Origin of the sequence: Streptomyces sp. CB02261, assembly GCF_001905665.1 — a bacterium.
In the GTDB taxonomy this organism is placed as follows: domain Bacteria; phylum Actinomycetota; class Actinomycetes; order Streptomycetales; family Streptomycetaceae; genus Streptomyces.
In genome coordinates this window covers 1017109-1040327 of record NZ_LIVX01000001.1, presented here as the reverse complement: position 1 = coordinate 1040327, position 23219 = coordinate 1017109, and the positions used below count along the sequence as shown (strand labels likewise).

The following is a 23219-nucleotide window of genomic DNA, read 5'->3' as shown; positions in this document are numbered from 1 at the left end:
GTGTCCGGTGTGTCGGCGATCATCCCGGCGGGGACCGCAGGGGGTACGGAGGCCGGCCCGGCAGGGGCCTCCGGAATGTCGGCCGTTCCGCCTCCCGTGGTCTCGGGCGGCAGGCACGCCCGCCCGGCCGACCACGCGTCCGGGGCCCCACACGCGGACCCGGACAAGACGGGCTCCGCGGCGCCCGGCGGCGGCGCACGACCCGCCCCCTCCACGAAGACGCCCCGCGCCACCGTGAACACGGGCGGTCCGGCGCCGGTCACCGCGGCGGCGGTCGCCGACCCGCAGGCGCCCCCGGCCCCCGGAGCCGAGCAGGGCGCCCCCGAGCCCGTCGCCGACGTGGCGCGGATGGTGCGCCGGAAGAACGTGATCGGGGCCGAGACCACGGGCTCCATCCCCGTACATCTGCTGTTCCGGGACGAGCCGGGCGACGCCCGGCCGTCGGCGGGGCGGGACGACGACGGGGGCCCCGACACCGTCGCCATGGCCGCGCCGGTCCTGGCGGTGAAGGGGCGCGGATCCGCCGTCCCCGTCCTGTCGAAGGCCGGGGCGACCGAGACCAGGTCCCGCCGTCCCAAGACCGCTCCCGAGGAGCAGTCCCCATCGCGGACCGACGGCGGGCCGAAGGCGCGGTCCACGTCACAGCCCGAGGCGCGGCAGGCGTCACGGTCGAAGGCGCAGCCCGGTGCGCAGTCGCCCGCGCACGCCAAGCCCCGCACCTCCGCCTCCCGGCCCGCTCCCACCGCCGACCCCGCTCTCAGCGAACGGGCGGCGCAGGTGCTCCCCGGGTGGGTCGGGGTGGTCGGCGGGGCCCTGGCGCTCGCGTGGTGCGCGGTGGTCGTGTGGTGGGTCGGTGCGGTGCCCGCAGAGGCGGCGCGGATGCTGCGGCTGCCGGAACGCCCGTACCACGGCATCCATCTCGGCCAGTGGGCGCTCCTCGCGCTCGGTGTCGTGCTGGTCCTGTTCACGCTCGGCGGGCTCGGCCGGGGCCGGGTCGGCTACGCCTGGGTGCTGACCCTGTTCGGCGACTACCGCGGCACGGTCCGCCGTACCGGTCTGGTCTGGGTCAGCCCGCTCCTGCTGCGCCGCCGGGTCGACGTACGGCTCCGGCACTGGCGCAGCGAGCCGCTGTCGGCCGTGGACGCGAAGGGTACGGCGCTCGACGTCACCGTCCTCGTGGTGTGGCGGGTCCGGGACACGGTCCAGGCGGCGCTCGGCGTGGACGGGCACGAGGAGTACCTGCGCGAGCAGGTGGAGGCGGCGATGGCGCGGGTGCTGTCGCAGCTTCCGGCGGACGCCTTCCACGAGGACGCCCCGACGCTCCGGGACGCGGAGGCGGTCGGCGAGGCGCTGACGGGGATGCTGTCGGCGGAGTGCGCCCCGGTCGGGTTGGACGTGTTCTCGGCGCAGCCGACGCGGATCGAGTACGCGCCGGAGGTGGCGGCGGCGATGCGGCGGCGCCGGATCGCGGCGATCGACGCGAAGCACCGGGACAGCGTGCTGACCTCGGTGGTGGACGCGGTGGACGACGTGGTCCACCGGCTGACCAGTCGTGGTCTGGTGGAACTGGACGACTACGAGCGCAAGTCGCTGGTCAAGGACCTGACGGTGGCGTTCTACACGGGTCGGACGGGTCCGGTAGAGGGGGCGTGAAGGGATGGACATGTTCAACTTCCGTCCATACCTTGGTACTTGGTCCAGACCAAAATGACAGACCCGCAAGACCCGCACGCGTGCGCGCACGGCCCACCGGAACTCCCCCACGTTCTCCTGGAGCGACAGCATGCGCAAAAAGTCAGTCGGGGCGGCGGTGGTGGCGCTCGGCGTCGCCGGCGCCACCCTCTTCGCCACCGGTAGCGCCGGAAGCCACGGCTACACCGACTCGCCGATCAGCCGCCAGAAGCTCTGCGCCAACGGCACCGTGACCAACTGCGGCTCCATACAGTGGGAGCCGCAGTCGGTCGAGGGCCTCAAGGGCTTCCCCGCCGCCGGCCCCGCCGACGGCCAGATCTGTTCCGCCGGGCTCACGCAGTTCGCCCAGCTCGACGACCCCCGGGGCGGCACGTGGCCCGCCACGAAGCTCACCGCGGGGCAGAGCTACAGCTTCCGCTGGCAGTTCACGGCCCGGCACCGCACCACCGACTTCAAGTACTACATCACCAAGAACGGCTGGAACCCGAGTCAGAAGCTGACCCGGGCCGCGCTCGACCCCCAGCCGTTCCTCACCGTCCCCTACAACAGTCAGCAGCCGCCGGCGACCCTCTCGCACTCCGGGACCGTCCCGGCGGGCAAGACGGGCCGTCACCTGATCCTGGCGGTGTGGACGGTCGCGGACACCGCGAACGCCTTCTACGCCTGCTCGGACGTCACCTTCTGACCCGGACCCGCTCCGGCTCGGCGCGGCGGCCCTCGCGGGGGCCGCCGTCGCCGGGACCCACCCCGCCCGGCCTACCGTGCTCCCATGGACCCCCGTACCCCCTGGCCCGCGCTCGCCCGGCCCCGGTTCCTCCGTAGTTCCTGGCCCTGGCGCGTCGTCGGGTACCTCGGGACCGGGGCGGTCCTCGGGGGCGTCGTCTGTCTCGTGTTCCTCGTGCTCGGCGCCTTCTCGCTGGTGCTCATCGGGCTGCCGCTGCTCCTGCTCTCCGGCCCCGCCGTCGGTGGCGTCGAGCGGTGGCGGCTCCGGCTCGTCGACCGGGACCCCGCCCCCGACCCGCACCGCGTCCCCGCCGCGCCCGGCCTCGTCGCCTGGCTGCGGCTGCGGGCGGGGGAGCAGGCGACCTGGCGGGAGCTCGGGTACGCCCTGCTGTTCGCCACCGTCCTGTGGCCGCTCGACCTCCTCGCGCTCGCCGTCGGCGTCGGCCTGCCCCTGACGCTGCTCGGCACCCCGCTCCAGCTCGCGGTGGACGGCCAGGAGACGAAGGTCGTCAAGGCGTACCTGGTCACCTCCTACCCCGAGGCCTTCGCCGCCGCGCTCCTCGGCGCCCTCCTCCTCGTCGCGCTCGCCTACCCCGTCGCCGCCGTCGCCGGTGCCCGCGCCGCGCTCGCCCGGGCCCTGCTCGCCCCGCGCGACGCGGAGGCGCGGGCGATCGGGGAGGTCATCGCCTCCCGGGCCCGCCTGGTCGACGCCTTCGAGGCCGAGCGGCGCCGCATCGAGCGCGATCTGCACGACGGCGCCCAGCAGCGCCTGGTCGCCCTCACCATGACCCTCGGCCTGGCCCGGCTCGACGTGCCGCCGGGCCCGCTCGCCGACCAGCTGGCGAAGGCCCACGCGGAGGCCGGTCAGGTCCTGACCGAGCTGCGGGAGCTGATCCACGGCATCCACCCCCAGGTCCTCGCGGAGCGCGGGGTACTTCGCCGTCTGCGAGGCGCTCGCCAACATCGGCAGGCACAGCGGCGCGACCCGGGCCCGGCTCACCGCCCGGTACGCCGACGGCGTCCTGCGCCTGGACGTCGAGGACGACGGGCGGGGCGGCGCGGACCCGGCCGGCGGCAGCGGACTGACGGGACTGGCCGACCGCATCGCCGTCCTCGATGGCACACTGACGATCATGAGCCCGAAGGGCGGGCCGACCCTCCTGCGAGTGGAGATCCCGTGTCCCGCACCGACCGAAGGCTCCGTGTCGTCCTCGCCGAGGACAGCGTCCTCCTCCGGGAGGGGCTGATCGGACTCCTGGCCCGTTTCGGGCACGAGGTCGTCGCCGCCGTCGGTGACGCCGACGCCCTGCGCGAGGCGGTCGCCGCCCACGACCCGGACGTCGTCGTGACCGACGTACGGATGCCGCCCGGCTTCCAGGACGAGGGGCTGCGCGCCGCGGTCGCGCTCCGCGCCGAGCGGCCCGCGCTGCCGGTCCTCGTCCTCAGCCAGTACGTGCAGCGCAGCTACGCCGCCGACCTCCTCGACGCGGGCGACGGCACCGGCGTCGGCTATCTGCTGAAGGACCGGGTCGGGCAGGTGGAGGAGTTCCTGGACGCGCTCACCCGGGTCGCGGACGGCGGCACGGTCGTCGACCCGGAGGTCGTACGGCAGCTGCTGCGGCGGCACCGCGATCCGCTGGAGGCGCTCACGCCCCGCGAGCGTGAGGTCCTCGGCCTCGTCGCGGAGGGGCGTTCGAACGGGGCGATCGCCCGCCGCCTGGTCGTGACCGAGGCGGCCGTGGGCAAGCACATCGGCAACATCCTGGCGAAGCTGGACCTGCCCCCGGCCGAGGACACCCACCGCCGGGTCCTCGCCGTCCTCACGTACCTCAGGGCGTGAGCGGCCCGGAGCACGAAGAAGCCCCCCGCTCGCGCGAGGGGCTTCTTCCGTCTGTGCGCCGCCAGGGACTCGAACCCCGGACCCGCTGATTAAGAGTCAGCTGCTCTAACCAACTGAGCTAGCGGCGCCTGCTGACAGAGAAAATACTACCTGGTCCCGCGGGGTGCTTCTGACCACCCCGTGGGACCAGGCGCGTCCTCGGCCTCAGATCGCCAGCGACAGCACCACGGGTGCGGCCCTGCGGTTCAGCGTGTCGGCCGCCGAGCGCAGCCGGTGGGCGTGCTCGATGGGCAGGGAGAGCGCCAGGCAGCCCACGGCGGAGCCCGCCGTGAGCGGGACGGCGGCGCAGACCGTGCCCACCGCGTACTCCTGGAGGTCGAGCACGGGGACGGTCGGCGGCTGGCTGTCGAGCTTCGAGAAGAGGATCCGCTCGCTGGTGATCGTCCGGGAGGTCAGCCGGGCGATCTTGTGCCGCGAGAGGTGGTCCCGCCGCCCGTTCTGGTCGAGCTGGGTGAGCAGGCACTTGCCGACCGCGCTGGCGTGCGCGGCCGAGCGGAAGTCCACCCACTCGTTGACCGCGGGTGTGTGCGGGCTGTCAGCGAACTGGGTGATCTTCACCTCGCCGTCGATGTACCGGCTGATGTAGACCGCGGCGCCGACGGAGTCGCGCAGCTCGGTCAGGGTCTCCTGGAGCTTGGCTTCCAGGGCTTCGCGGCGGGTCAAGCCGGAGCCGAGGAGGACGAGGGAGTCCCCGATCACGTACGCGCCGTCGGCGACCTGCTCGACGTACCCCTCACGGCGGAGCATGAGGAGCAGCGAGGAGAGGTGGGCGACGGGCAGGCCGGTCTCGCGCGCGATCTGGACGTCTGTCACTCCGCCACCGTGCCGCGAGACCGTCTCGAGGACGCGCAGGGCGTATTGCACCGAGTGGAACGGCGCGGTGGGCTCGGGCTTCAGCGCCACGGTTTCCCCCTACCAGGTTGTGACCGCAAGCTTTCGTACCACGATAACCGCCAAGCCCCGTTTGCGGGGCGGCTGTTGGCGAGAATGATGCGGAGCATCCGGGCCCTGTGCTGGGGCGCACCACCCTGGCATATGCCTAGGTCATGAGTGTGCCGGAGAGCCTGAGGTCAGGGCCGTGCGCGAGGGTGTTCGCGCAGGCGTTCGGCTTATGGAGAACGGAAGATTTTCTGGGCGGAAGCGGAGCCGGTGGCGGTCCTTCCGGTGGCCGAGAACCGCCGGTGAGCGCCGAGAGCCGCGCAGATGAGCGCCGAGAGCCGCCGACGGGCCGTCGAGAGCCGCCGGGAGCCCCGGGCGGAATAAGCGGAGACACCCTCCTGTTATCGCCCTGACGAAGTGCCCGCACGTGTGCCGAGGAGGGTCCCCAAGGTGACCGACGCTATTCGAGGAGAGGCGCGAGGGTCCGCGCCCGTACCGCTGTCCGTACTGGACCTGGTGACCGTCGGCAGCGGCAGGACCGCGACCCAGGCGCTGGCCACCAGCGTCGAGATCAGCCGGCTCGCCGAGCGGCGCGGCTTCCACCGGCACTGGGTGGCCGAGCACCACTCCATGCCCGGCGTCGCCTCCTCCTCCCCGGCGGTCATCCTCGCCCACCTCGCCGCCCACACCCGGCGCATCCGCCTCGGCTCGGGTGGCGTCATGCTGCCCAACCACGCCCCGCTCGTCGTCGCCGAGCAGTTCGGCACCCTGGAGGCCCTCGCGCCGGGCCGGATCGACCTCGGCCTCGGGCGCGCCCCCGGCACGGACGGGGCCACGGCCGCCGCCCTGCGCCGCACGAACACGCTGAACGAGGGCGCCGACGATTTCCCCGAGCAGCTCTCCGAGCTGACCCGGTTCCTGGACGACGACTTCCCGGACGGGCACCCGTACGCCCGGATCCACGCCGTGCCCGGACCGGTGCAGGGCCCGAAGGGGCGCCCGCCGGTCTGGCTGCTCGGCTCCTCCGGCTTCAGCGCCCGCCTGGCCGGCCTGCTCGGACTGCCGTTCGCCTTCGCCCATCACTTCTCGGCCAGGAACACGATCCCGGCGCTCGACCTCTACCGGGACTCCTTCCGGCCGTCGGCCGCCCTGGACGCCCCGTACGCGATGATCGGCGTCTCGGCGCTGGCCGCGGACGACCCGGGGGAGGCCCGCCGGCAGGTGCTGACGGGCGCGCTGTCGATGCTGCGGCTGCGCACCGGCCGGCCCGGCCTCATCCCGACGCCCGAGGAGGCGGAGGCGTACGGATTCAGCGCCGCCGAGCGGGAGTTCGTGGACGGCTGGCTCGCGAACGTCGTGTACGGCTCCGCCGACGAGGTCCGCACGGGTCTGGACGACCTGCGGAAGCGGACGGGCGCGGACGAGCTGATGATCACGGCGAACGCGCACGGCGGGGAGGCGCGGCTGCGGAGCTACGAACTGATCGCCGACGCGTACGACCTCCCGGAGCTGCCGGAGGCGTGACACGTTCCGGGCCGGGGGCGGCCGGGTAAAAACCCTGGTTCCGGCGGCCGGTTGGTTCCTTCCCGAACGGGCCCCGCGGCACCCCTAAGTGAACCTTAAACCGCTCGTCACCGATGGTGGCGGGCGGTTCCGTTTTGTGCTGCGCGCCTCTGACGAGGCCTTTTTCCCGTCAATTGGTCTAGTCCTCAATCTGGTTCAGACCATTGACGCACTGTTCACGTGCCGGTTATCACTGCTCCAGCTCCTGTACGGCACCACCCCCGCACTCCCCCCGATGGAGGCCGCACGTGCACCCCCGTAAGCCCTTGACCGCCGCGCTCCTGAGCTCGGCCCTCGTCGCCGGCGCCCTCGCGGCGACCGTCGGCCTCGGCTCCGCCCAGGCGGCCGACACGTCCTCCGCCGCCTCCGCGGGCAACGTGCGCATCGCGTACTACGACCAGTGGAGCGTCTACGGCAACGCGTTCTACCCCAAGCACCTCGACACCCGGGGCATCGCGAGCCAGCTGGACGTCATCAACTACTCGTTCGGCAACATCCACCCCACCAACCTCACCTGTTTCATGGCCAACAAGGCCGCGGGTGACGACAACAACCCCAACGCGGGTGACGGTGCGGGCGACTCGTACGCCGACTACCAGAAGTCCTTCAGCGCGGCGGACAGCGTCGACGGCGTCGCCGACACGTGGAACCAGCCGATCGTGGGCGTCTTCAACCAGTTCAAGGAGCTGAAGGCGAAGTACCCCCACCTGAAGATCAACATCTCGCTCGGCGGCTGGACCTACTCCAAGTACTTCCACGACGCGGCCAAGACGGACGCGAGCCGCAAGAAGCTCGTCTCCTCCTGCATCGACCAGTACCTCAAGGGCAACCTGCCCGTCGAGGGCGGCTTCGGCGGCGCGGGCACCGCGGCCGGCATCTTCGACGGCATCGACATCGACTGGGAGTACCCCGGCTCCTCCGGCGGCCACCTGGGCAACCACTACGGCCCCGAGGACAAGCAGAACTTCACCCTGCTCCTCGCCGAGTTCCGCAAGCAGCTCGACGCCTACGGCGCGGCCAACGGCGGCAAGAAGTACCTGCTGACCTCCGCCCTCCCGGCCGGCCAGGACAAGATCAAGTACATCGAGACCGACAAGATCGGCCAGTACTTGGACTACGCCAACATCATGACGTACGACATGCACGGCGCCTGGGACGGCGACGGGCCGACGTACCACCAGTCCCCGCTCTACTCCGGCGCGAACGACCCGACCGACGTCATCGCGCCGGGCACCGAGAAGTACAGCATCGACGCCGCCATCGACTCCTGGATCGACGGCAACCCTGCCTACGGCATCGCGGGCGGCTTCCCGGCGAACAAGCTGACGCTGGGCTACGAGTTCTACTACCGCGGCTGGAAGGGCGTGCCCGCCGGCACCACCAACGGCCTCGCGCAGACCGCCACCGGTGGATCGAACGCCCGCCCGCTCTCCCAGCAGGCCGGCATCGCCCACTACAAGGAGCTCGGCGGCATCGTCGACAACGCGGCGACGACCTTCTGGGACGACCAGGCCAAGTCCTCGTACTTCTACAAGGACGGCGAGTTCTTCACCGGCCTGAACCAGAAGTCCATCCAGGAGCGCGTGAACTACGGCAAGCAGCGCGGCCTGGCCGGCGCGATGATGTACTCGCTCCTCGGCCTGGACAACAACGCCACCCTGCTGAAGCAGATCAACACCGCGCTCGGCGGCACCACCGCCCCGCCGACCACGACCCCGCCGACCACGCCCCCGACCACCCCGCCCACCACGCCTCCGACGACGCCGCCCACCACGGGCTGCGGCTCGGTCCCGGCGTACGTGGCCGGCACGGTCTACAACGCGGGCAACGAGGTCTCCCACAACGGCCGCAAGTACAGGGCCCAGTGGTGGACCCAGAACGAGACCCCCGGCACCACCGGTGAGTGGGGCGTCTGGAAGGACCTCGGCGCCTGCTGAGTGCCTGACCCGCGGAACCGCCCATGAACCGCCGCCCCCGCCCGGGATGTCCCTCCGGCCGGGGGCGGCTCCATGTCCGTCACCCCCCGGGGGCCACCGCCCGGAGGGTCACACCCGCAGGGGCTCCGCGCCGATCAGCTCGGCGATACGGTCCGGGGCCACCGCCCGCGAGTACAGCCAGCCCTGCCCCGTGTCGCAGCCGATCCGACGCAGCCGGCTCGCCTGCCCCGAGGTCTCGACGCACTCGGCGGTGACCGTGAGCCCCAGCCGGTGCGCGAGGTGGACCAGCGCCTCCACGATCAGTTCGTCCGCCGGGTTGGCGTGCTCCTCGTCCTGGAAGCCGCGCACGAAGGAGCCGTCCAGCTTGAGCACCGAGACCGGCAGCCGGCTCAGATAGGCGAGGTTCGAGTAACCGGTGCCGAAGTCGTCGATCGCGATCCGCACGCCCATGTCGCTCAGCGCCTGGAGCGCCTGGAGCGGCCGGCCCGCCGAGCCCATCACGGCGGACTCCGTCAGTTCCAGCTGGAGCAGATGCGGCGCGAGGCCGGTCTCCGCGAGGATGCCGGCCACGTCCGCGACCAGGTCGGAGTCCCAGACCTGACGGACCGCCACGTTGACGCTCACGAAGATCGGGCGCTCGCGCGGATGGTCCTTCTGCCACTGCCGGGCCTGCAGACAGGCCGTCCGCAGCACCCACCGGCCCAGCTCCACGATGGAGCCGTCCTCCTCGGCGATCCCGATGAACCGATTCGGCGCCAGGGGACCGAACTGCGGGTGGTTCCAGCGCACCAGCGCCTCCACCCCGCGCACCGCCCCGTCCGCCAGGTCCACGAGCGGCTGGTACTCCAGACCGAACTCCCCGCGCTCCACGGCGGGCCGCAGCGTGGAGGAGAGCGCCTGCCGGGTCATCCGGTGCGCGTTGCGCTCGGGGTCGAAGAGGGTCCAGCGGGCCTTGCCGTCCGCCTTCGCCCAGTACAGCGTGGTGTCCGCGGCCTGCATCAGGGAGGTCGCGGTCGTCCCGTGCCCCGAGCGCTCGACGACGCCGATCGAGGCGGAGACCGCGAGCCGCTGACCGGCCAGGTCGAAGGGGTGCTGGAGCGCGTCGAGCACCGAGCTCGCCAGGTCCGCGAGCTGCTCCGTGCCGGTGGAGTCCTCGACCAGGATCGCGAACTCGTCCCCGCCGAGCCGCGCCACCAGATGGCCGCCGCTGCGGGTGTAGCCGTCGCTGTCCGCGCACTCCGTCAGCCGGCCGGCGACGGCGGCGAGGAGCCGGTCGCCGACGCGGTGGCCCAAGGTGTCGTTGACGGCCTTGAACCCGTCGAGGTCGAGGTAGCAGAGGCCGATCCGCCCTGTTCTGCCATACCCGTAGGACTCGTACGAAGAGCTGATCGCGTCCCTCGCGGCCGCCTCCCCGGCGGCCCGGGTCTCCCCGGCATGCTGTCCTGCGGCCTCGGTCTCCCCCGCGTCCTCGGCGTCCTGGGCCGAGGACTCCAGGGCGGCGGCGAGACGCTCGAAGAACAGCGCGCGGTTGGGCAGACGGGTGACGGGGTCGTGCATCTGGAGGTGGCGGAGGCGCGCCTGGAGCTCGCGGCGGTCGCTGATGTCCGCGATCGACAGCAGCACCCGCCGGCTGTCGGGCACGGGTGCGACGGTGACCTCCGCCCACAGCGAGCGCCCGTCCGGGTGCTTGAGGCGGCGCGTGCAGCGGAAGCGGGAGCGGCGGCCGCGCAGCACCTCGCGGTACGCGTGCCAGGTGCGCCCGTCGGACGCGAGGTCGACGAGATCGGAGGCGGCCTGCTCCCGGAGCGCCTCGGCCTCGGTGCCGAGGAGGGTGCAGAAGGAGTCGTTGGCCGCGACGACGACGCCGTCCTGGTCGACGACGGCCATGGCGAGCTGCGCGACACGGAAGGCGGCGCGGTAGTCGCGGAGTTCGGCGGCCCGGCGCTCGGCCGAACGCTCGGGGTGACGCTCCGTGAGTGCGGTGTCCGCCGCGTGCTTCTCCGGCGGCTCTGGGTGCACCGGTCCTTCGGGGATTCCGCTCACCGCTCGCTCCCGTAGTGCAGTCGGGCCGGTCACATGGGACGGGACGGTCGGCCGAGGAAGAGTGAGCCGATCATAGAGCCAGCGCGGGGGAACGTTCCAGCTCCAGAGCCCCTCCAGGGGGCGTGCGACGCTGTGAGGCTGACCACCGCGACCCCCTGCACGATCGTTTCTTTTCGGGTCTGACATGGGTCGATGGCGACGTGACCGAATGTGACTTTCCGTGAGCTGAACCACGTTCGTGTCGCGTCGACACCATGGCACACCCTCACCCGACCGGGGCAGTGGAAACGTGCGAAACACCGCAAATCATCACAAGGTGGGTGGGGTGTCCCGCATTCGCGATCCGGAGGTCCACGTGAGGGGTCAGCAGCCACCCGGGGGAGTGGAACGCTCACGGCTGCGTGCCGGAGCGGCGGCGTTCACCTCGCTCGTCGCCCTGGCCGCCACCGGGCTCGTCGCGGGCCCCGCCGTCGGAGCGTCCTCGGCGGGCCCCTGCGCGCTGCCCCGCACCTCGGCCCATCACTCGCTCGGCCTCGACACCTGGAACAGGTCGTACCCGCGCCCCGACCAGGCCCTCGACGCGGTCATGATCTTCCTGTCCTTCCCGGACTCCGAGCCGCTCACGACGCCGGCGGACCTCGCCGCCGACCACTTCCCCGCCACCAGCGAGTACTTCTCGCGCGCCTCCTACGGGCGCTTCACCCTGCGGCCGCACCCCCAGCCCGGCTGGACCCCCATGCCGAAGGAGTCGGGGGAGTACGACATACGACGCGACTGGGACGCCGGGCAGCGCGCCGCCTACCTCCGCGACGCGATCGCCGCCGCCGACGCGAGCGTCGACTTCTCCCGGTACGACATCGTCTACCTGGTCGCCGACCCGGACGCGCCCGGCGTGGACTCCGACGCGACCAAGGTGGTCAACCTCGAACGGCCGCTGGAGGTCGACGGCACCGAGATCCAGCGGGTCGTGACCGTCTTCGAACGGCACCCGCCCGACCGCAACGTGCTCGCCCACGAGACCGGCCACGTCTTCGACCTGCCCGACCTCTACCACCGCCCGGTGGACGGCAAGGGCGACTGGGACACCCACGTGGGTGACTGGGACGTCATGGGCAGCCAGTTCGGGCTCTCCCCGGACCTCTTCGGCTGGCACAAGTGGAAGCTGGGCTGGCTCTCCGCCGCCCAGGTGGCCTGCGTCCAGGGCGCCGACCCCCGGATGATCACCCTGGAGCCGACCGACGCCCCGCGGCCGCCCGGCGGCACCCTCGGCACCCGGCTCGCGGTGGTCCGCACCGGACCCGACAGCGTCCTCGCGGTCGAGGCCCGGACCCACGCCGGGAACAACGCCGACACCTGCACCGAGGGCGTGCTCGTCTACCGGGTGCGGGGCACCGCCGCCTCCGGCGACGGCCCGGTCGAGGTCGTCGACGCGCACCCGCGCACCGAGGCCTGCTGGGAGCGCTCGGTCTACCCGCCGCTCGCGGACGCCCCGCTGGCGGAGGGCGAGACCCTGACCGTGCCGGGGACCGGGGTCCGGGTCGAGGTCATGGACCGGACGGAGGCGGACGGCTGGACGGTCAGGGTCACCCCGCCCGCCGCCGACTGACCGGAGAGGCGCACCGGCGTCGGAACACTCGGAACACTGGAAACACGAAGAAGCCCCCCGCTTCCGCGAGGGGCTTCTTCCGTCTGTGCGCCGCCAGGGACTCGAACCCCGGACCCGCTGATTAAGAGTCAGCTGCTCTAACCAACTGAGCTAGCGGCGCCTGCTGACGTCGTAGACATTAGCACCCGGATCGGCGGGAGGAAAAATCGATACCCGCACGTCGGCGGCGGAGGCCGCCCGGACGGCCCGTACGCAGGCCCAGAGCACGACCTCGGGCCCCGGAAGCCAGGGGTGCCGGGTGTCGGGGGCCACCAGCCAGCGGGGGCCGGCCGTCCCGGAGGGCGCGAGCGGCGGCACGGTCACCGCGTCCCCGACCCCGTGACAGAGCGGCCGGGGGACCGCCTCGCCCCACTCCTCCCAGTCGAGGAGGGCCGGCAGCCGCTGGGCCGTGCCCGGCGCGGCGAAGAGCATCATCCGGCCCCGGTGCACGGCGACGGGTCCCGACCCCGGGCCCTCCGTCCACAGGCGGTCGAGCATCCGCCGTCCGAAGACCGGGTCCACGTTGACGACGTCGAAGACCGTGCCGCACGGCAGCACCGCGGGCGAGGCCGGCCGGGCCTCCCAGCGGGTGAGCGCGGTCCCGCGGCCACCGGCGGCCGAGGCGAGCCACGCGGCTCCGTCGGCGGTCACCCGGGCGGTCTGGTGCCGTCCCTCGTCGCCCTCCCGGAGGAACCGGAAGATGTCGTGCGGGGTCTCGTCGCGCAGCCACGTCGTCATGACTCCAGATGTACCGGGCGTGACGTGACGGTCGCCGAGAGTTCACGGAATCCCGGACAGGAGGGGCGGGCGAGGAGTATCGTGCGGCCCGCATATGCCAGACGGCTCATCGAGCGGGCACGAAACCCCCACGGGCCCTCAGGCCGACGGGCCTCCCGGGCCCGACCGGCGCCACGGACCTCCCGGCGCGACCGGACCCCGGGCCGACCGGCGCGACCGGACCCCCGACCGACGCCTCGGGCCCCCCGGCGCGACCGGCCTCCCGTCGCGACCGGACCCCGGGCCGACCGGCGCGACCGGACCCCCGACCGACGCCTCGGGCCCCCCGGCGCGACCGGCCTCTCGGGCCGACCGACGGGCCTCCCGGCGCGACCGGCCTCCCGGGCCGACCGACGGGCCTACCAGCGCGACCGGCCTCCCGACCCCACCGGCCCCCGGCCCCCCCCTGCCTACTCCTCCGTCGTGCGGCCGTTCGTGCGGATCAGGTCGCGGCCGAACTCGATCATCTTCCGGGCGTAGTCCTCGGTCCACTGCGCCCGCTCGGCGACGTCCGCGGCCGTCAGCCGGTCGAAGCGGCGCGGATCCGCGAGCTGCGCCGCCGCGATGGCCTGGAACTCGGTCGCCCGGTCCGTCGCCGCGCGGAACGCGAGCGTCAGCTCCGTCGCGCGGGACAGCAGCTCCCGGGGGTCCTCCATCGACTCCAGGTCGAAGAAGTGCTCCGGGTCGGCGGTCGCCTCGGCAGGCTCGAAGATCAGCGGAGCCGGCCTGAGCCGCCGCTGTCCGCCTCGTTCCGCGGGTTCCGCCATCGTCCGTCTCCTCCTCGCACAGGCACGGCCCGGAGACCCGGGCCGACTGCCTCCATTGTCCCGCGCCCCGCAAGAGCGCGTACGGTCCCCCGCGCGCCCCGGCCCGCCGGCCGCGGTCACGGGGTCCAGGACACCCGGTGTTCCTCCAGGTGGGAGAGGACCGCGTGGTTGGCCTCCCAGCCGTCCGGGAACGACACCGCGACACCCAGCTGGACCGGCTCCGTTGACGGATGCTCGTCGAGGAGCTCCGCCACCCCCGCGCGGCAGACGACCACGCACGCGTGCCGGTGCCGGGACGCGAGGACGCACAGCCGGCCCGTCTCCAGATGGAACGCCGTCGCGTCCGGCCGCCCCGACAGCGGGTGGAGGACGACCGTCACGTCGTACTCACGCCCCTGCAGCCGGTTCGCGGTGTCCACCGTCACGCCCGCCACGCCGAGCTCCGCGAGCGCCGCCCGGACCGCGGCCGCCTGGTCCCGGTGCGCGGTGCCCACCGCCACCCGGTCCGGGGTGAGGGGCACGGGCGCCTCCGAGCGCTCGGAGACCGCCGCCCCGCCCCGGTCCAGGAGCCGGCGCACCACCAGGGCCACCGCCCGCACGGCCTCGGGGTCGGTGCGCGGGGTGTGCCGGGCCGGCAGTTCGAGCAGGCCCCAGCCCGACTCCGCCGCCTCGTCGAGGACCCGGTCCGGACCCGAGCCGTCCGACGGCACCCCGAAGGACAGCTTCCGGTCCCCGTGCCCGGTGCCGCTGCGGAACGGCGTGAACGGGTAGAAGGCGTCCGACACCAGCGGCGCCGCCGACGCGGGCAGCCGCCAGGACACCGGCAGCCGGTGCTGCGGCAGCTCCGGGTTGTGCGCGAGCAGGGTGGAGACCGCGCTCGCCGACGGGTCGTAGGTGAGCCCGGCCCACTGCTCCGCGCCCACCACCGAGAAGGGGTCCAGCTGCCCGGGGTCGCCCACGAACAGCGCCCGCTCGAAGAGCCCCGCCACGGCGAGCAGCGCGTCCGAGCGCATCTGGTACGCCTCGTCGACGATCGCGTGCGCCCAGGGCTCGACGTTCTTCACGTGCCCCCACTTGGCGGCCGTGGAGATCACCACCGGCAGCCCGGCCAGCTCACCCGCCTTCGCCGACTTCCGTACGTGATCCAGGTCGTCGAGCGCCTTGTCGTACGGATCGGAGTCGTTCGAGTGCAGCCGGCCCACCGCGAGCTCCGGCTCCTTCTCGGCGAGCCGCAGCACCAGGTCGTCCACCTGCGCGTTCGTCTGGGCCACCACCATCAGGGGGCGGCCGGCGGCGGCCAGTTCGAGAGCGGCCCGCACCACGAGCGTCGACTTCCCCGCACCCGGCGGGGAGTCCACGACGACACCGCGCGCGGTGCCGTGCAGGGTGTCCGCCAGGATGGCGGCCGTCGCCCGCCCGGCCTCGGCGGAAGGATCGAACACGGTCACAGCACGTCCTCGGGGGTCACGGCGTCGGGCAGTTCCACGGCGTCCGTCCGGGGAGGACCGCCGTGGGTCCAGGGCGTCTCCTCCGGGTCCGGCAGCTGCGGCCCGACCCGCTGGTCGTGCTCGAACAGCGTCCAGGCGATCCGCTCGCCCTTCTCCGGCACCGAACCCTCCGCGGGCTCCTTCGACCGGCCCATACGGTCCAGGACCCGCAGGAGCAGCGAGCCGTCCTCCTCGTACCGCACGAACTCCGCCGTCTGCGGCTTCCCGTCGAGCGAGCGGTACACCCGCGTCCGCTCGCCCAGGTGCGGCCGGTCGTCCGTGCGGACCGTGAGCAGCGGGCGCGGCGCGGGCCGCTTCGACTCCGTCCACGCCATCGTCACCTCGGCCACCTCGGCGGTGAACGCCTCACCCGCCAGCCTCCGTCCGGCGAGCACCAGCGGATCGTCGAGGGCCTCCTGCGCCTCCAGCTGGCCCTGCGCCTGCTCGCGGGCAGCGAGCTTCCGGGCCGCCGTCACCGCGTCGTCGCGGCGCGGCTGCGGCGGCTCGCCGGCCGTGACCCGGTCCCGGTGACCGGTGAAGGACCAGCGGTCCCGGGTCCAGCGGTCCTCGACCCTGGCTCCCTCGGGCAGCTCCCGCAGCAGGTCGACCGCGCGCCAGACCGCGTCCCAGGTCGGCTTCAGCTGGGAGCCGACCAGCAGGCGCAGCTCCCGCTCGGCCGCGTGCAGCTCACCGAGGCCCGAGTCGGCGCTCTCGCCGTCCTCGGCCGCGCCGAGCGCCTGCCGGGCCCGGTCGTACCGCTCGATCGCCGGCGCGAGCAGCCGGTTGTCGAAGGCCGGGTCGGTGGCGGGACCGGCCGGCGGACAGAGCAGCTGCCCCCGCTCGTCCCGGCCCGTCTCGGCCCGCAGCGCCCCCTCCGCGCCCGTCTCCCCGTCGCGGGGGTCGATCCAGGCGAGCAGCGCGCCCAGGTGCTGGTCCTCCAGGGAGGACTGGCCGGTCGCCCAGTGCCGGTTGAGCAGATCGGTCGCCGCGAGCAGCAGCGAGGAGCCGGGCACCCGGGCCCGGTCGCCGAAGTGCGTCAGCCAGCGCCCCAGCAGCGGCACGCGCGGCGGCGCGGGGAACGGCGTCTCGGGGTCCTGCTCGGCCGTCCGCCGGAACCGCGTCGACCGCCCGAGGAGCCGTACGTACTCGACGCCGGCCCGGCTCGGCACGATCAGCTGCGGGGCGTCCGCGCAGAGCTCGACCTCGACCTTCACCTTCTTGCCGGTCTCCGGGTCGACCTCGCTCTTCTCCGCCGCCTCGACGGTCTCCGCGAACGAGTCGACGTACGGCAGGACCTCCTCCGCCAGGTCGGCGAGGAACGCGAACCGCAGGTCCCGGTCCCGGGGCTGGGTCACCACCAGGAGCCGGGGCTCCTCGCGGTCGGTGCCGACCAGGGCGCCCAGCGGGGCGCCCGCCTCACCGGCCGTCGTCAGCGGCACCAGGACGAGCGGCCGCTCGGAGAGCCGCCGGTGCCGGACGGTCGCCAGCGGCTGCGCCCGGCCCGACTCGACCGCCTCCATCCGGGCCAGCGTGGAGATCAGCGACATTCCGCGGTCCCCCGCCCCGAGGACGCGCCGCAGGCCGCGAGGGCCTCCTCGCGCAGCGCCCGCGCCCGGCGCAGCGCCGCCACCGCCGGGTCCCGCGGGTCGCCCTCCTCGCCGCGCGAGGCCGCGAGGACCGCGCCGATCGTCGGCAGGCCGCCCAGCTCGCCCCGTACGGAACGGCCCAGGGTCTCCACCGCCCCCGCGTCACGGGACCGGGACCGGCAGTGGAAGGCCAGCTCGCAGGCGGCCAGGCACTCCGGCGCGTACTGATGGGGGACGGACTCGACGGCCACCGCGAGCTCCGCCGCCGAGCGCTCCGCCACGTCGAAGCTCGTGCCCTCCGGCAGGGCGTCCGCGATCTCGTCGATCCGGGTCAGCCGGGCGAGCTGGCGCCGGGTCACCGACCGCTGCTTGCGCACGTCGACGACCGACGCCGTCGGCACGTTCGAGAAGTCCTTCGGGCAGACCAGCAGCACCGACTGCGCGACCCGCGCGCCCTCCGTCAGCGCCGCGACCCGTTCGAGCGCCAGCACGTACACCGCGGCCTGGCGGGCCGCCGCGCCCACCTTCGACGCGTCGGCCGCGCCGTCCACCATCGGGAACGACTTGATCTCGACGACCGTCCAGCCGCCGTCGGGACGGACCACCACCGCGTCCGGCTCCAGATACACGGGCGAGCCCGCCACGTCGAGGGCGAGCAGCGGATGGTCGAGCAGCGTCCACGTCCCGGCCCCGGTCGCCTCCCGCAGCGCGAGCGCCGTGCGCGCCACCCGGCCCTGCGGCCCGGCCGCCGCGAGATCCGGCACGGACACCGTGCCCGGCTCCTCGACCCCGATCAGGCGCAGCAGCTCACGGCCGCCGTCCGCCTTGACCTTCGCCTCGAAGGAGTTGCCCCGCACGATCGCGAACTGGGACTGGCCGAACGGGGCCGGTGAGCCGAGCTTCGCGGCCAGCGCCGACTTGTCGACCCCGGCGCCGTCGAGGAGGGCCCGCCGCCGGCAGCCGGGGTTGGCGGCGAGCGCAGCGAGCGCCCGCGCGTCCAGCGGACGCGGCACGGTGGCCGGTCCGCGCAGCTCAGCGAGCCGCTGTCGACGTGTCGTCGGCGGTGTGGGAGACAGACCGCTGTCCAGGGATGCGCTCACCCGTGGAAGTCTCGCATCCGCCACTGACAACCGGAGGCGCTTCCGCCGTTCCGCGCAGCCGGCCGGCGAGCCGCAGGGCGTGCGGGGTCAGCAGCAGACCGGCGCCCATCACCGCCGCACCGGCGACCGCGTCGAGCAGATAGTGGTTGGCGGTCCCCATCACGACGACCGTGGTGAGCAGCGGATAGGCCACCCCGAGGGCCTTCGCCGCGGGCGTCCCCCCGTACCGCCACAGCAGCACCCCGCACCACAGCGCCCAGCCGACGTGGAGGCTGGGCATGGCCGCGTACTGGTTGGTCAGACCGCCGAGGCCGCGGGGCGCGCTGGCCTCGCCGCCCCACCAGCCGTACGCGCTGAAGTACGCCATCGTGTCGGTGAAGCCGTGCCCGGGGTCGAGCAGCCGGGGCGGGCAGGTGGGCAGCAGGGTGAAGCCGGCGAGGCCGAGGAGGGTGGACAGCATCAGCCAGGTGCGGGCCGCCCGGTACCGCGCGGGCCTGCGACGGAAGAGCCACACCAGGATCGCGGGGGTGACCAGGTAGTGCAGGGAGGCGTACGCGAAGTCCGCCGGGATCCCGAGCGCGGGCACGTCCGTGAACAGCCGGTTCAGCGGACGCTCGGCGTCGATCCCGAAGGTCTCCTCCAGACGCAGGATCGCGAGCCCGTGGCCGACGGCCGAGGCCTCGTCGCCCCGCACGAGCAACCGCCCGCCCGTGTACGCGGCGTACACGACGCCGATCAGCGACAGCTCTGCCCACCAGCGTGGTCTGCGCATCGAAAGGTCCCCCCGACGGTGATCGCCCCGGGGAGGGGGACGCCGCGCGTCGCGAGGGGGTTGCCCGGACGTCACCCCGAATCCATGTGGGCGATGATGGGAGAGGCACGTCCGCACCGTGAAACCCCTGGAGCGTCCTTCCCATGGCACCGCGCATCCTGCTCGCCCGGCACGGCCAGACCGAGTGGTCTCTTCTCGGCCGGCACACCGGCAGGACCGACATCCCGTTGCTCGACGAGGGACGCCGCGGCGCGAAGCTGCTCGGTGAGCGCCTGCACCGCGGCCCCTGGCAGGGACTGCCCGGCGTGGAGGTGCGCACCAGCCCCCTGGTCCGCGCGAGCGAGACCTGCGAGCTCGCCGGCTTCGGCGACCGGGCCGAGCCCTGGGACGCGCTGATGGAGTGGGACTACGGGGCGTACGAGGGGATGACCCCGCCCGAGATCCAGGCCGTCCAGCCCGGCTGGTTCATCTGGCGCGACGGCGTGCCGGACGGGGAGACCCTGGCACAGCTGTCGGACCGCGCCGACGAGATCGTGCGCTGGGCCCGCTCGGCCGACCGTGACGTGCTGGTCTTCGCCCACGGGCACATCCTGCGCTCGATCGCCGCCCGCTGGCTCGGCGAGGACGTCTCCTTCGCCGCCCGCATCCGCCTCGACCCGACGAGCCTCTCCGTCCTCGGCTGGGCGTACGGCGACCCGGCGCTCGAACGCTGGAACGACACCGGCCACCTGGAGCAGTAGCCGCCCCACCGGGCCACGCGCGCGGGGCTCTCGCCGGAGGACGTACGCGCGCGGGGGAGCGGGTGCGCCCGGGTGTCAGTACGCCGCCAGGACCCTGCGGGTCTCGGTGAGCATCCCGCGGATCCGCGCCGAGGCGATGCCGTCGTCCAGGGACTCCACCACCCGCTTCGCCTCGGCCGCCGCCTCGTCCGGGCGGCCGGCGTGCGCCAGGTCCCTGGCGAGGTGGGCGCGGTAGAGCGCCAGGTTCCGGGCGAAGTGCGGGTTCTGCAGGACCGCGGCCCGGTGGGCGTGCCGGGCGGCCCGGCCCCAGTCCCCGAGCGCCGACCAGCACTGGGCTTCGAGGGCCTCCCGCTCCGGCTCCCCGAAGAACGACATCCACTCGGGGTCGCCGTCCGCCGGGCCCCGGTCGAAGAAGCCGTGGGCGCGGCCGAGTGCCTGCTCGCAGGCGGACCGGTCGCCGAGCCCCGCCCAGGCGCCCGCCTCCCGCAGCGACAGCAGCGAGAGCAGCCGGGCCGAGTCGAGCGGCTGCGCGGCCCGCAGCCCGGCCTGCGCCGCCCGCACCGCCTCGCGGTACCGGCCGGTGTCCCGGGCCAGGAACGAGGTGTTGCAGAAGGCGTGCGCCTCCAGAGCCGCGTCCCCCGACACACGCGCGGTGGCGAGGGCCTCTGCGTAGTGCGAGCGCGCGTCCTCGTGCCGCCCGGAGTCGTGGGCCAGCCAGCCGACGGAGAGGGACAGTTCACCCGCGCCCGCGTGCAACCGGTCCTCGGTGGAACGGCGGGTCATGGTGCCGGTGTCGAGCAGCGCGTACGCGGCCCGGAGCGGCTGGGCGGCGACCTTGTACAGCCCGTCGGCGCCGTGCCGGTCGTCGAGCAGACGGATCTGCCGCACCGCGTCCTCGACGGCCCGCACCTCGGCCTCTCCGACGCGGTGGCCGCCGCGGGGGGTGGGGATCACGACGGCGGGGCCGCCGAGTCCCAGCGAGGCGGCCGCCAGGGTGGCGGAGCCGCTCGTCATGAATGCGCGACGCAGCACGTCGCTCTCCTCATCGTTCCGGGTGGTGAAGGCGGCGGGAGCCGCTGCCCCGGCCGGTACGGCCTGCCGCCGGCCGCGCACCGTCTCCCGCGCGGAGAACCCCAGGTCGGCGAGGCCGAGTCCGGGGAACATGTGCAGGAAGACCCGCTCGTACGCGTAGTTGGGGCAGCGGATCTCGCCCGCCTCCACGCGCCCGATGTAGCGGGCGTCGCACGCGACCTGTTCGCCGATCTCCCGCGCCGCCCGGCGGACCGCCGCGGCGAACTCCGCCGGCGACTGCTGTCCGCGGAGCCGGCGGAAGGTGAGATTGGGAACTGCCCGTGACGTCGCCATGGCCGAGCCCTCTCCTGTGCTGCCGGGTGTTCCGGCGGCAAGAACGTACCTGCTGTGACCGGATGCCTACACAGAGTTTGGCTACAAATCGGATATCTCGCCTGCGATCTGCCATGAACTGCCATCCTTTGCGGCGGCATGCCGCCGTAGCCGTTGACGCGCACGGGCGTTGAACCGTAAGGGAGAGACGGAACGTGTCTCCTCTGGAGCGAGGAGGGGTCCCCATGTCGGAGATCGGTTCGCAGTCGGCCACGTGGCACGCACCCGCCCCGGACGCCGACGGGCCCAGGGCCGACGCCGGAGCCTGGGACCTGGTGACGGTCCCCGCCCGGCAGGGCCTGGAGGCCGTGGACATCCTGCGGCGCGGCGCCGTCCCCGCCGTCGGCCCCGTCGTCCACGACGGCGCCTGCGACACCCTGGGGTTCCTGGTACCGCCGGGCACGGCCGCCGCCTGGGACATGCCGGGCAGCGCCTGTACGCGGACCTCGGGTCGAGGCCTCCGTCTCCCCGAACTGCCGGAGCTGCCCGAGCCGACGGGCGACGCGCCCCGCCCGGCCGGCTGGCTGCTGCCGCCGGGGGACACCGACCCCGTCACCGACCCCGTCGTGCTCCGGGAGGCGCTCGGCGAGGCTGCCCGCCTCATCGAAGCGGCCGACGGCTGCCACTGAGCCGACAGGCCCCGCCACCGGCCCGTCGCGCCGGGCCCTCACGGCTGCCCGGATAATGGAGACCGTGGCAAGGAACAAGCAGCGCGACCGGGCGGCCGCCGCCTCCGTCGTCGAGACCGTCGACGGCGGGCTCGCCGAACTCATACCCGACCGGGAACGCCCCCGCGCCTGGACGCTGCTCATCGACGGCGCCCCGCAGTCCCACGTGGACCTCGACGACCCCGCCCACCTCTCCTTCGAGTACCAGCGGCGCCTCGGCCACATCGCGGACCTCGCCGCCCCGCCGAACCGGCCGCTCCAGGTCGTCCACCTCGGCGGCGGCGCCTTCACCCTCGCCCGGTACGTCGCCGCGACCCGCCCCCGCTCCACCCAGCAGATCGTCGAGCTCGACGCACCCCTCGTCCAGCTCGTCCGCAGGGAACTGCCGCTCGACGGCGCGGCCCGCGTCCGGGTCCGCTCCACCGACGCCCGCGCCGGTCTCGCCAAGGTCCAGGACGGCTGGGCCGACCTGGTCATCGCGGACGTGTTCAGCGGAGCCCGTACCCCGGCCCATCTGACCAGCACCGAGTTCCTCGCCGAGGTGCGGCGGGTGCTGCGGCCCGGCGGCTTCTACGCGGCGAACCTGGCCGACGGCCCGCCGCTGACCCACCTGCGCGGCCAGATCGCCACGGCCGCCACCGTCTTCCCGGAGCTGGCGCTGGCCGCCGACCCGACGGTGCTGCGCGGCCGCCGCTTCGGCAACGCGGTGCTGCTCGCCTCGGACCGCGAGCTGCCGGTTGCCGAGCTGACCCGCCGGGTCGCCACCGACCCCCACCCGGGCCGGGTCGAACACGGGCGCGCCCTGGCCGACTTCGCCGGGGGAGCGGCGCCGGTCACCGACGCGAGCGCCAAGCCCTCACCCGTACCGCCCGCGTCCGCCTTCCGCTGAGCGCCGCCCGGCGGACCGGGGCGCGCCTCAGGTGGCGCGGTCGTCGATCTCCACGCGGGGCGCCGTGTCGTGCCAGAGGCAGAAGACGGACAGCTCGCGGCCGTCCTCGGTGAAGGTGACCCGGATCCAGGTCGGCTGCTTCCACACCTGCATCTGCCAGCCCGGCGCCGGGGTCGCCGAGACCAGTTCGGCCGAGGTCGCCCCCAGGTCGAAGGCAACCCGGCCGCCGTCCACCGTGTAGCTCTTCACGTTCGAAGCGGTGTCGGGCGGGCTGGTGGCCGGGGGCGCCTGTGTCGTGGGCCGCGCCGTCCGGGAGGGGGTGGCCGTGGGCGTGGCCGGGGTCGTGCGGCCGCCGCTCGGCGTGGGCTTCGTCGTCGCGGGCGCGGCGGGCCCGGTGGTGGCGGGCCGCCGGGTCGAGGAGGTCAGCGGCTCGCTGCCGGCCGGGGCCGGATCGTCGGCGCTGCCGGCCGGGAGGGGCAGCGCGCGCGGGGGGTCGTACACCGTGCCGGACAGCACCGTGTGCACTCCCCACCAGGACAGCGTGACCGCCGCGCCGGTGGCGAGCGACCAGGCCAGGGCGTGAACGAGTCCTCTTCGCATCGGGGCCATACTGCACCACACCGCGCGGACCCCCGCCGGAGGGTGGC

The 23219-nt window shown here is 73.9% G+C and carries 19 protein-coding genes, 2 tRNA genes and 1 pseudogene; 10 read left to right on the top strand and 12 right to left on the bottom strand.

Translation table 11 applies throughout. The features are described 5' to 3' along the window. Nucleotides 1-75 precede the first annotated feature (75 nt). The 4 genes and pseudogenes from AMK29_RS34945 (at nt 76) to AMK29_RS04655 (ending at nt 4255) form a co-directional block, all read left to right on the top strand. The gene (locus tag AMK29_RS34945) at nt 76-1653 is read left to right on the top strand and encodes an SPFH domain-containing protein (RefSeq protein WP_079196742.1); all 1578 of its coding nucleotides are present in this window, start codon (nt 76-78) and stop codon (nt 1651-1653) included. Nucleotides 1654-1783: 130 nt separating this feature from the next. Beyond that, nucleotides 1784-2377, top strand: a complete 594-nt coding sequence (locus tag AMK29_RS04665) for a lytic polysaccharide monooxygenase auxiliary activity family 9 protein (protein ID WP_073807778.1) — start codon at nt 1784-1786, stop codon at nt 2375-2377. A gap of 84 nt (nt 2378-2461) precedes the next feature. Beyond that, a pseudogene (locus AMK29_RS04660) lies at nt 2462-3662 on the top strand (sensor domain-containing protein). Beyond that, nucleotides 3593-4255, top strand: coding sequence for a response regulator (locus tag AMK29_RS04655; protein WP_073807776.1), 663 nt, complete (start codon nt 3593-3595; stop codon nt 4253-4255). The pseudogene AMK29_RS04660 and the gene AMK29_RS04655 overlap by 70 nt, the downstream one beginning before the upstream one ends. A 54-nt stretch (nt 4256-4309) precedes the next feature. On the opposite strand, the gene AMK29_RS04650 is transcribed toward AMK29_RS04655, so the two are convergent. Both AMK29_RS04650 and AMK29_RS04645 read right to left on the bottom strand, forming a co-directional pair. Further along, nucleotides 4310-4383, bottom strand: a tRNA-Lys gene (locus tag AMK29_RS04650). Nucleotides 4384-4459: 76 nt separating this feature from the next. After that, a complete protein-coding gene (locus AMK29_RS04645) occupies nt 4460-5218 on the bottom strand; it encodes an IclR family transcriptional regulator (protein ID WP_073807774.1) in 759 nt (252 codons plus the stop codon). A 426-nt stretch (nt 5219-5644) separates the two neighbouring features. Here AMK29_RS04645 and AMK29_RS04640 point away from each other — a divergent pair, with 426 nt between their 5' ends. Then, the gene (locus AMK29_RS04640) at nt 5645-6718 is read left to right on the top strand and encodes an LLM class flavin-dependent oxidoreductase (RefSeq protein ID WP_073807772.1); all 1074 of its coding nucleotides are present in this window, start codon (nt 5645-5647) and stop codon (nt 6716-6718) included. 287 nt (nt 6719-7005) lie between these two features. Continuing rightward, nucleotides 7006-8694, top strand: coding sequence for a glycosyl hydrolase family 18 protein (locus AMK29_RS04635; protein WP_073807770.1), 1689 nt, complete (start codon nt 7006-7008; stop codon nt 8692-8694). 108 nt (nt 8695-8802) lie between these two features. Here the strand turns inward: AMK29_RS04635 and AMK29_RS04630 are convergent, their stop codons facing one another. Further along, complete coding sequence (locus AMK29_RS04630) at nt 8803-10737, bottom strand: putative bifunctional diguanylate cyclase/phosphodiesterase (RefSeq protein ID WP_073807768.1); 1935 nt, start codon at nt 10735-10737, stop codon at nt 8803-8805. Nucleotides 10738-11062: 325 nt separating this feature from the next. On the opposite strand from AMK29_RS04630, the gene AMK29_RS04625 reads away from it, so the two are divergent. Beyond that, the gene (locus tag AMK29_RS04625) at nt 11063-12343 is read left to right on the top strand and encodes a M6 family metalloprotease domain-containing protein (RefSeq protein ID WP_443334048.1); all 1281 of its coding nucleotides are present in this window, start codon (nt 11063-11065) and stop codon (nt 12341-12343) included. An 86-nt stretch (nt 12344-12429) separates the two neighbouring features. Here AMK29_RS04625 and AMK29_RS04620 read toward each other — a convergent pair. The 7 genes from AMK29_RS04620 to AMK29_RS04590 form a co-directional block, all read right to left on the bottom strand. Next, nucleotides 12430-12503 (bottom strand) — tRNA-Lys (locus AMK29_RS04620). Further along, on the bottom strand, nt 12494-13120 hold the full coding sequence (locus AMK29_RS04615; protein WP_073807760.1) for a hypothetical protein: 627 nt from the start codon (nt 13118-13120) through the stop codon (nt 12494-12496). Before AMK29_RS04615 ends, AMK29_RS04620 begins: the two co-directional genes overlap by 10 nt. 449 nt (nt 13121-13569) lie before the next feature. After that, nucleotides 13570-13926 carry a hypothetical protein gene (locus AMK29_RS04610; protein WP_073807758.1) on the bottom strand — a complete coding sequence of 119 codons (357 nt, stop codon included), beginning with the start codon at nt 13924-13926 and terminating at the stop codon, nt 13570-13572. 116 nt (nt 13927-14042) lie between these two features. Then, the gene (locus AMK29_RS04605; protein ID WP_073807756.1) at nt 14043-15374 is read right to left on the bottom strand and encodes an AAA family ATPase; all 1332 of its coding nucleotides are present in this window, start codon (nt 15372-15374) and stop codon (nt 14043-14045) included. Beyond that, a complete protein-coding gene (locus AMK29_RS04600; protein WP_073807753.1) occupies nt 15371-16960 on the bottom strand; it encodes a hypothetical protein in 1590 nt (529 codons plus the stop codon). Before AMK29_RS04600 ends, AMK29_RS04605 begins: the two co-directional genes overlap by 4 nt. Beyond that, on the bottom strand, nt 16951-18099 hold the full coding sequence (locus AMK29_RS04595; protein WP_107422514.1) for a hypothetical protein: 1149 nt from the start codon (nt 18097-18099) through the stop codon (nt 16951-16953). Before AMK29_RS04595 ends, AMK29_RS04600 begins: the two co-directional genes overlap by 10 nt. Next, complete coding sequence (locus tag AMK29_RS04590) at nt 18032-18871, bottom strand: phosphatase PAP2 family protein (RefSeq protein ID WP_073808298.1); 840 nt, start codon at nt 18869-18871, stop codon at nt 18032-18034. Before AMK29_RS04590 ends, AMK29_RS04595 begins: the two co-directional genes overlap by 68 nt. Before the next feature lie 143 nt (nt 18872-19014). On the opposite strand from AMK29_RS04590, the gene AMK29_RS04585 reads away from it, so the two are divergent. Beyond that, nucleotides 19015-19611: a histidine phosphatase family protein gene (locus tag AMK29_RS04585; RefSeq protein ID WP_073807747.1), complete on the top strand. Its 597-nt coding sequence runs from the start codon at nt 19015-19017 to the stop codon at nt 19609-19611. A 75-nt stretch (nt 19612-19686) separates the two neighbouring features. On the opposite strand, the gene AMK29_RS04580 is transcribed toward AMK29_RS04585, so the two are convergent. After that, the gene (locus AMK29_RS04580; RefSeq protein ID WP_073807745.1) at nt 19687-20976 is read right to left on the bottom strand and encodes a tetratricopeptide repeat protein; all 1290 of its coding nucleotides are present in this window, start codon (nt 20974-20976) and stop codon (nt 19687-19689) included. A gap of 224 nt (nt 20977-21200) precedes the next feature. Between AMK29_RS04580 and AMK29_RS04575 the strand changes: the two genes are divergently transcribed. Then, nucleotides 21201-21644 (top strand): hypothetical protein, encoded by a 444-nt coding sequence (locus AMK29_RS04575; RefSeq protein ID WP_073807742.1) that lies wholly within the window; start codon nt 21201-21203, stop codon nt 21642-21644. 64 nt (nt 21645-21708) lie between these two features. Beyond that, the gene (locus tag AMK29_RS04570; protein WP_443334047.1) at nt 21709-22572 is read left to right on the top strand and encodes a spermidine synthase; all 864 of its coding nucleotides are present in this window, start codon (nt 21709-21711) and stop codon (nt 22570-22572) included. Nucleotides 22573-22599: 27 nt separating this feature from the next. On the opposite strand, the gene AMK29_RS04565 is transcribed toward AMK29_RS04570, so the two are convergent. Continuing rightward, nucleotides 22600-23181 (bottom strand): hypothetical protein, encoded by a 582-nt coding sequence (locus AMK29_RS04565; protein ID WP_073807736.1) that lies wholly within the window; start codon nt 23179-23181, stop codon nt 22600-22602. Nucleotides 23182-23219 lie beyond the last annotated feature (38 nt).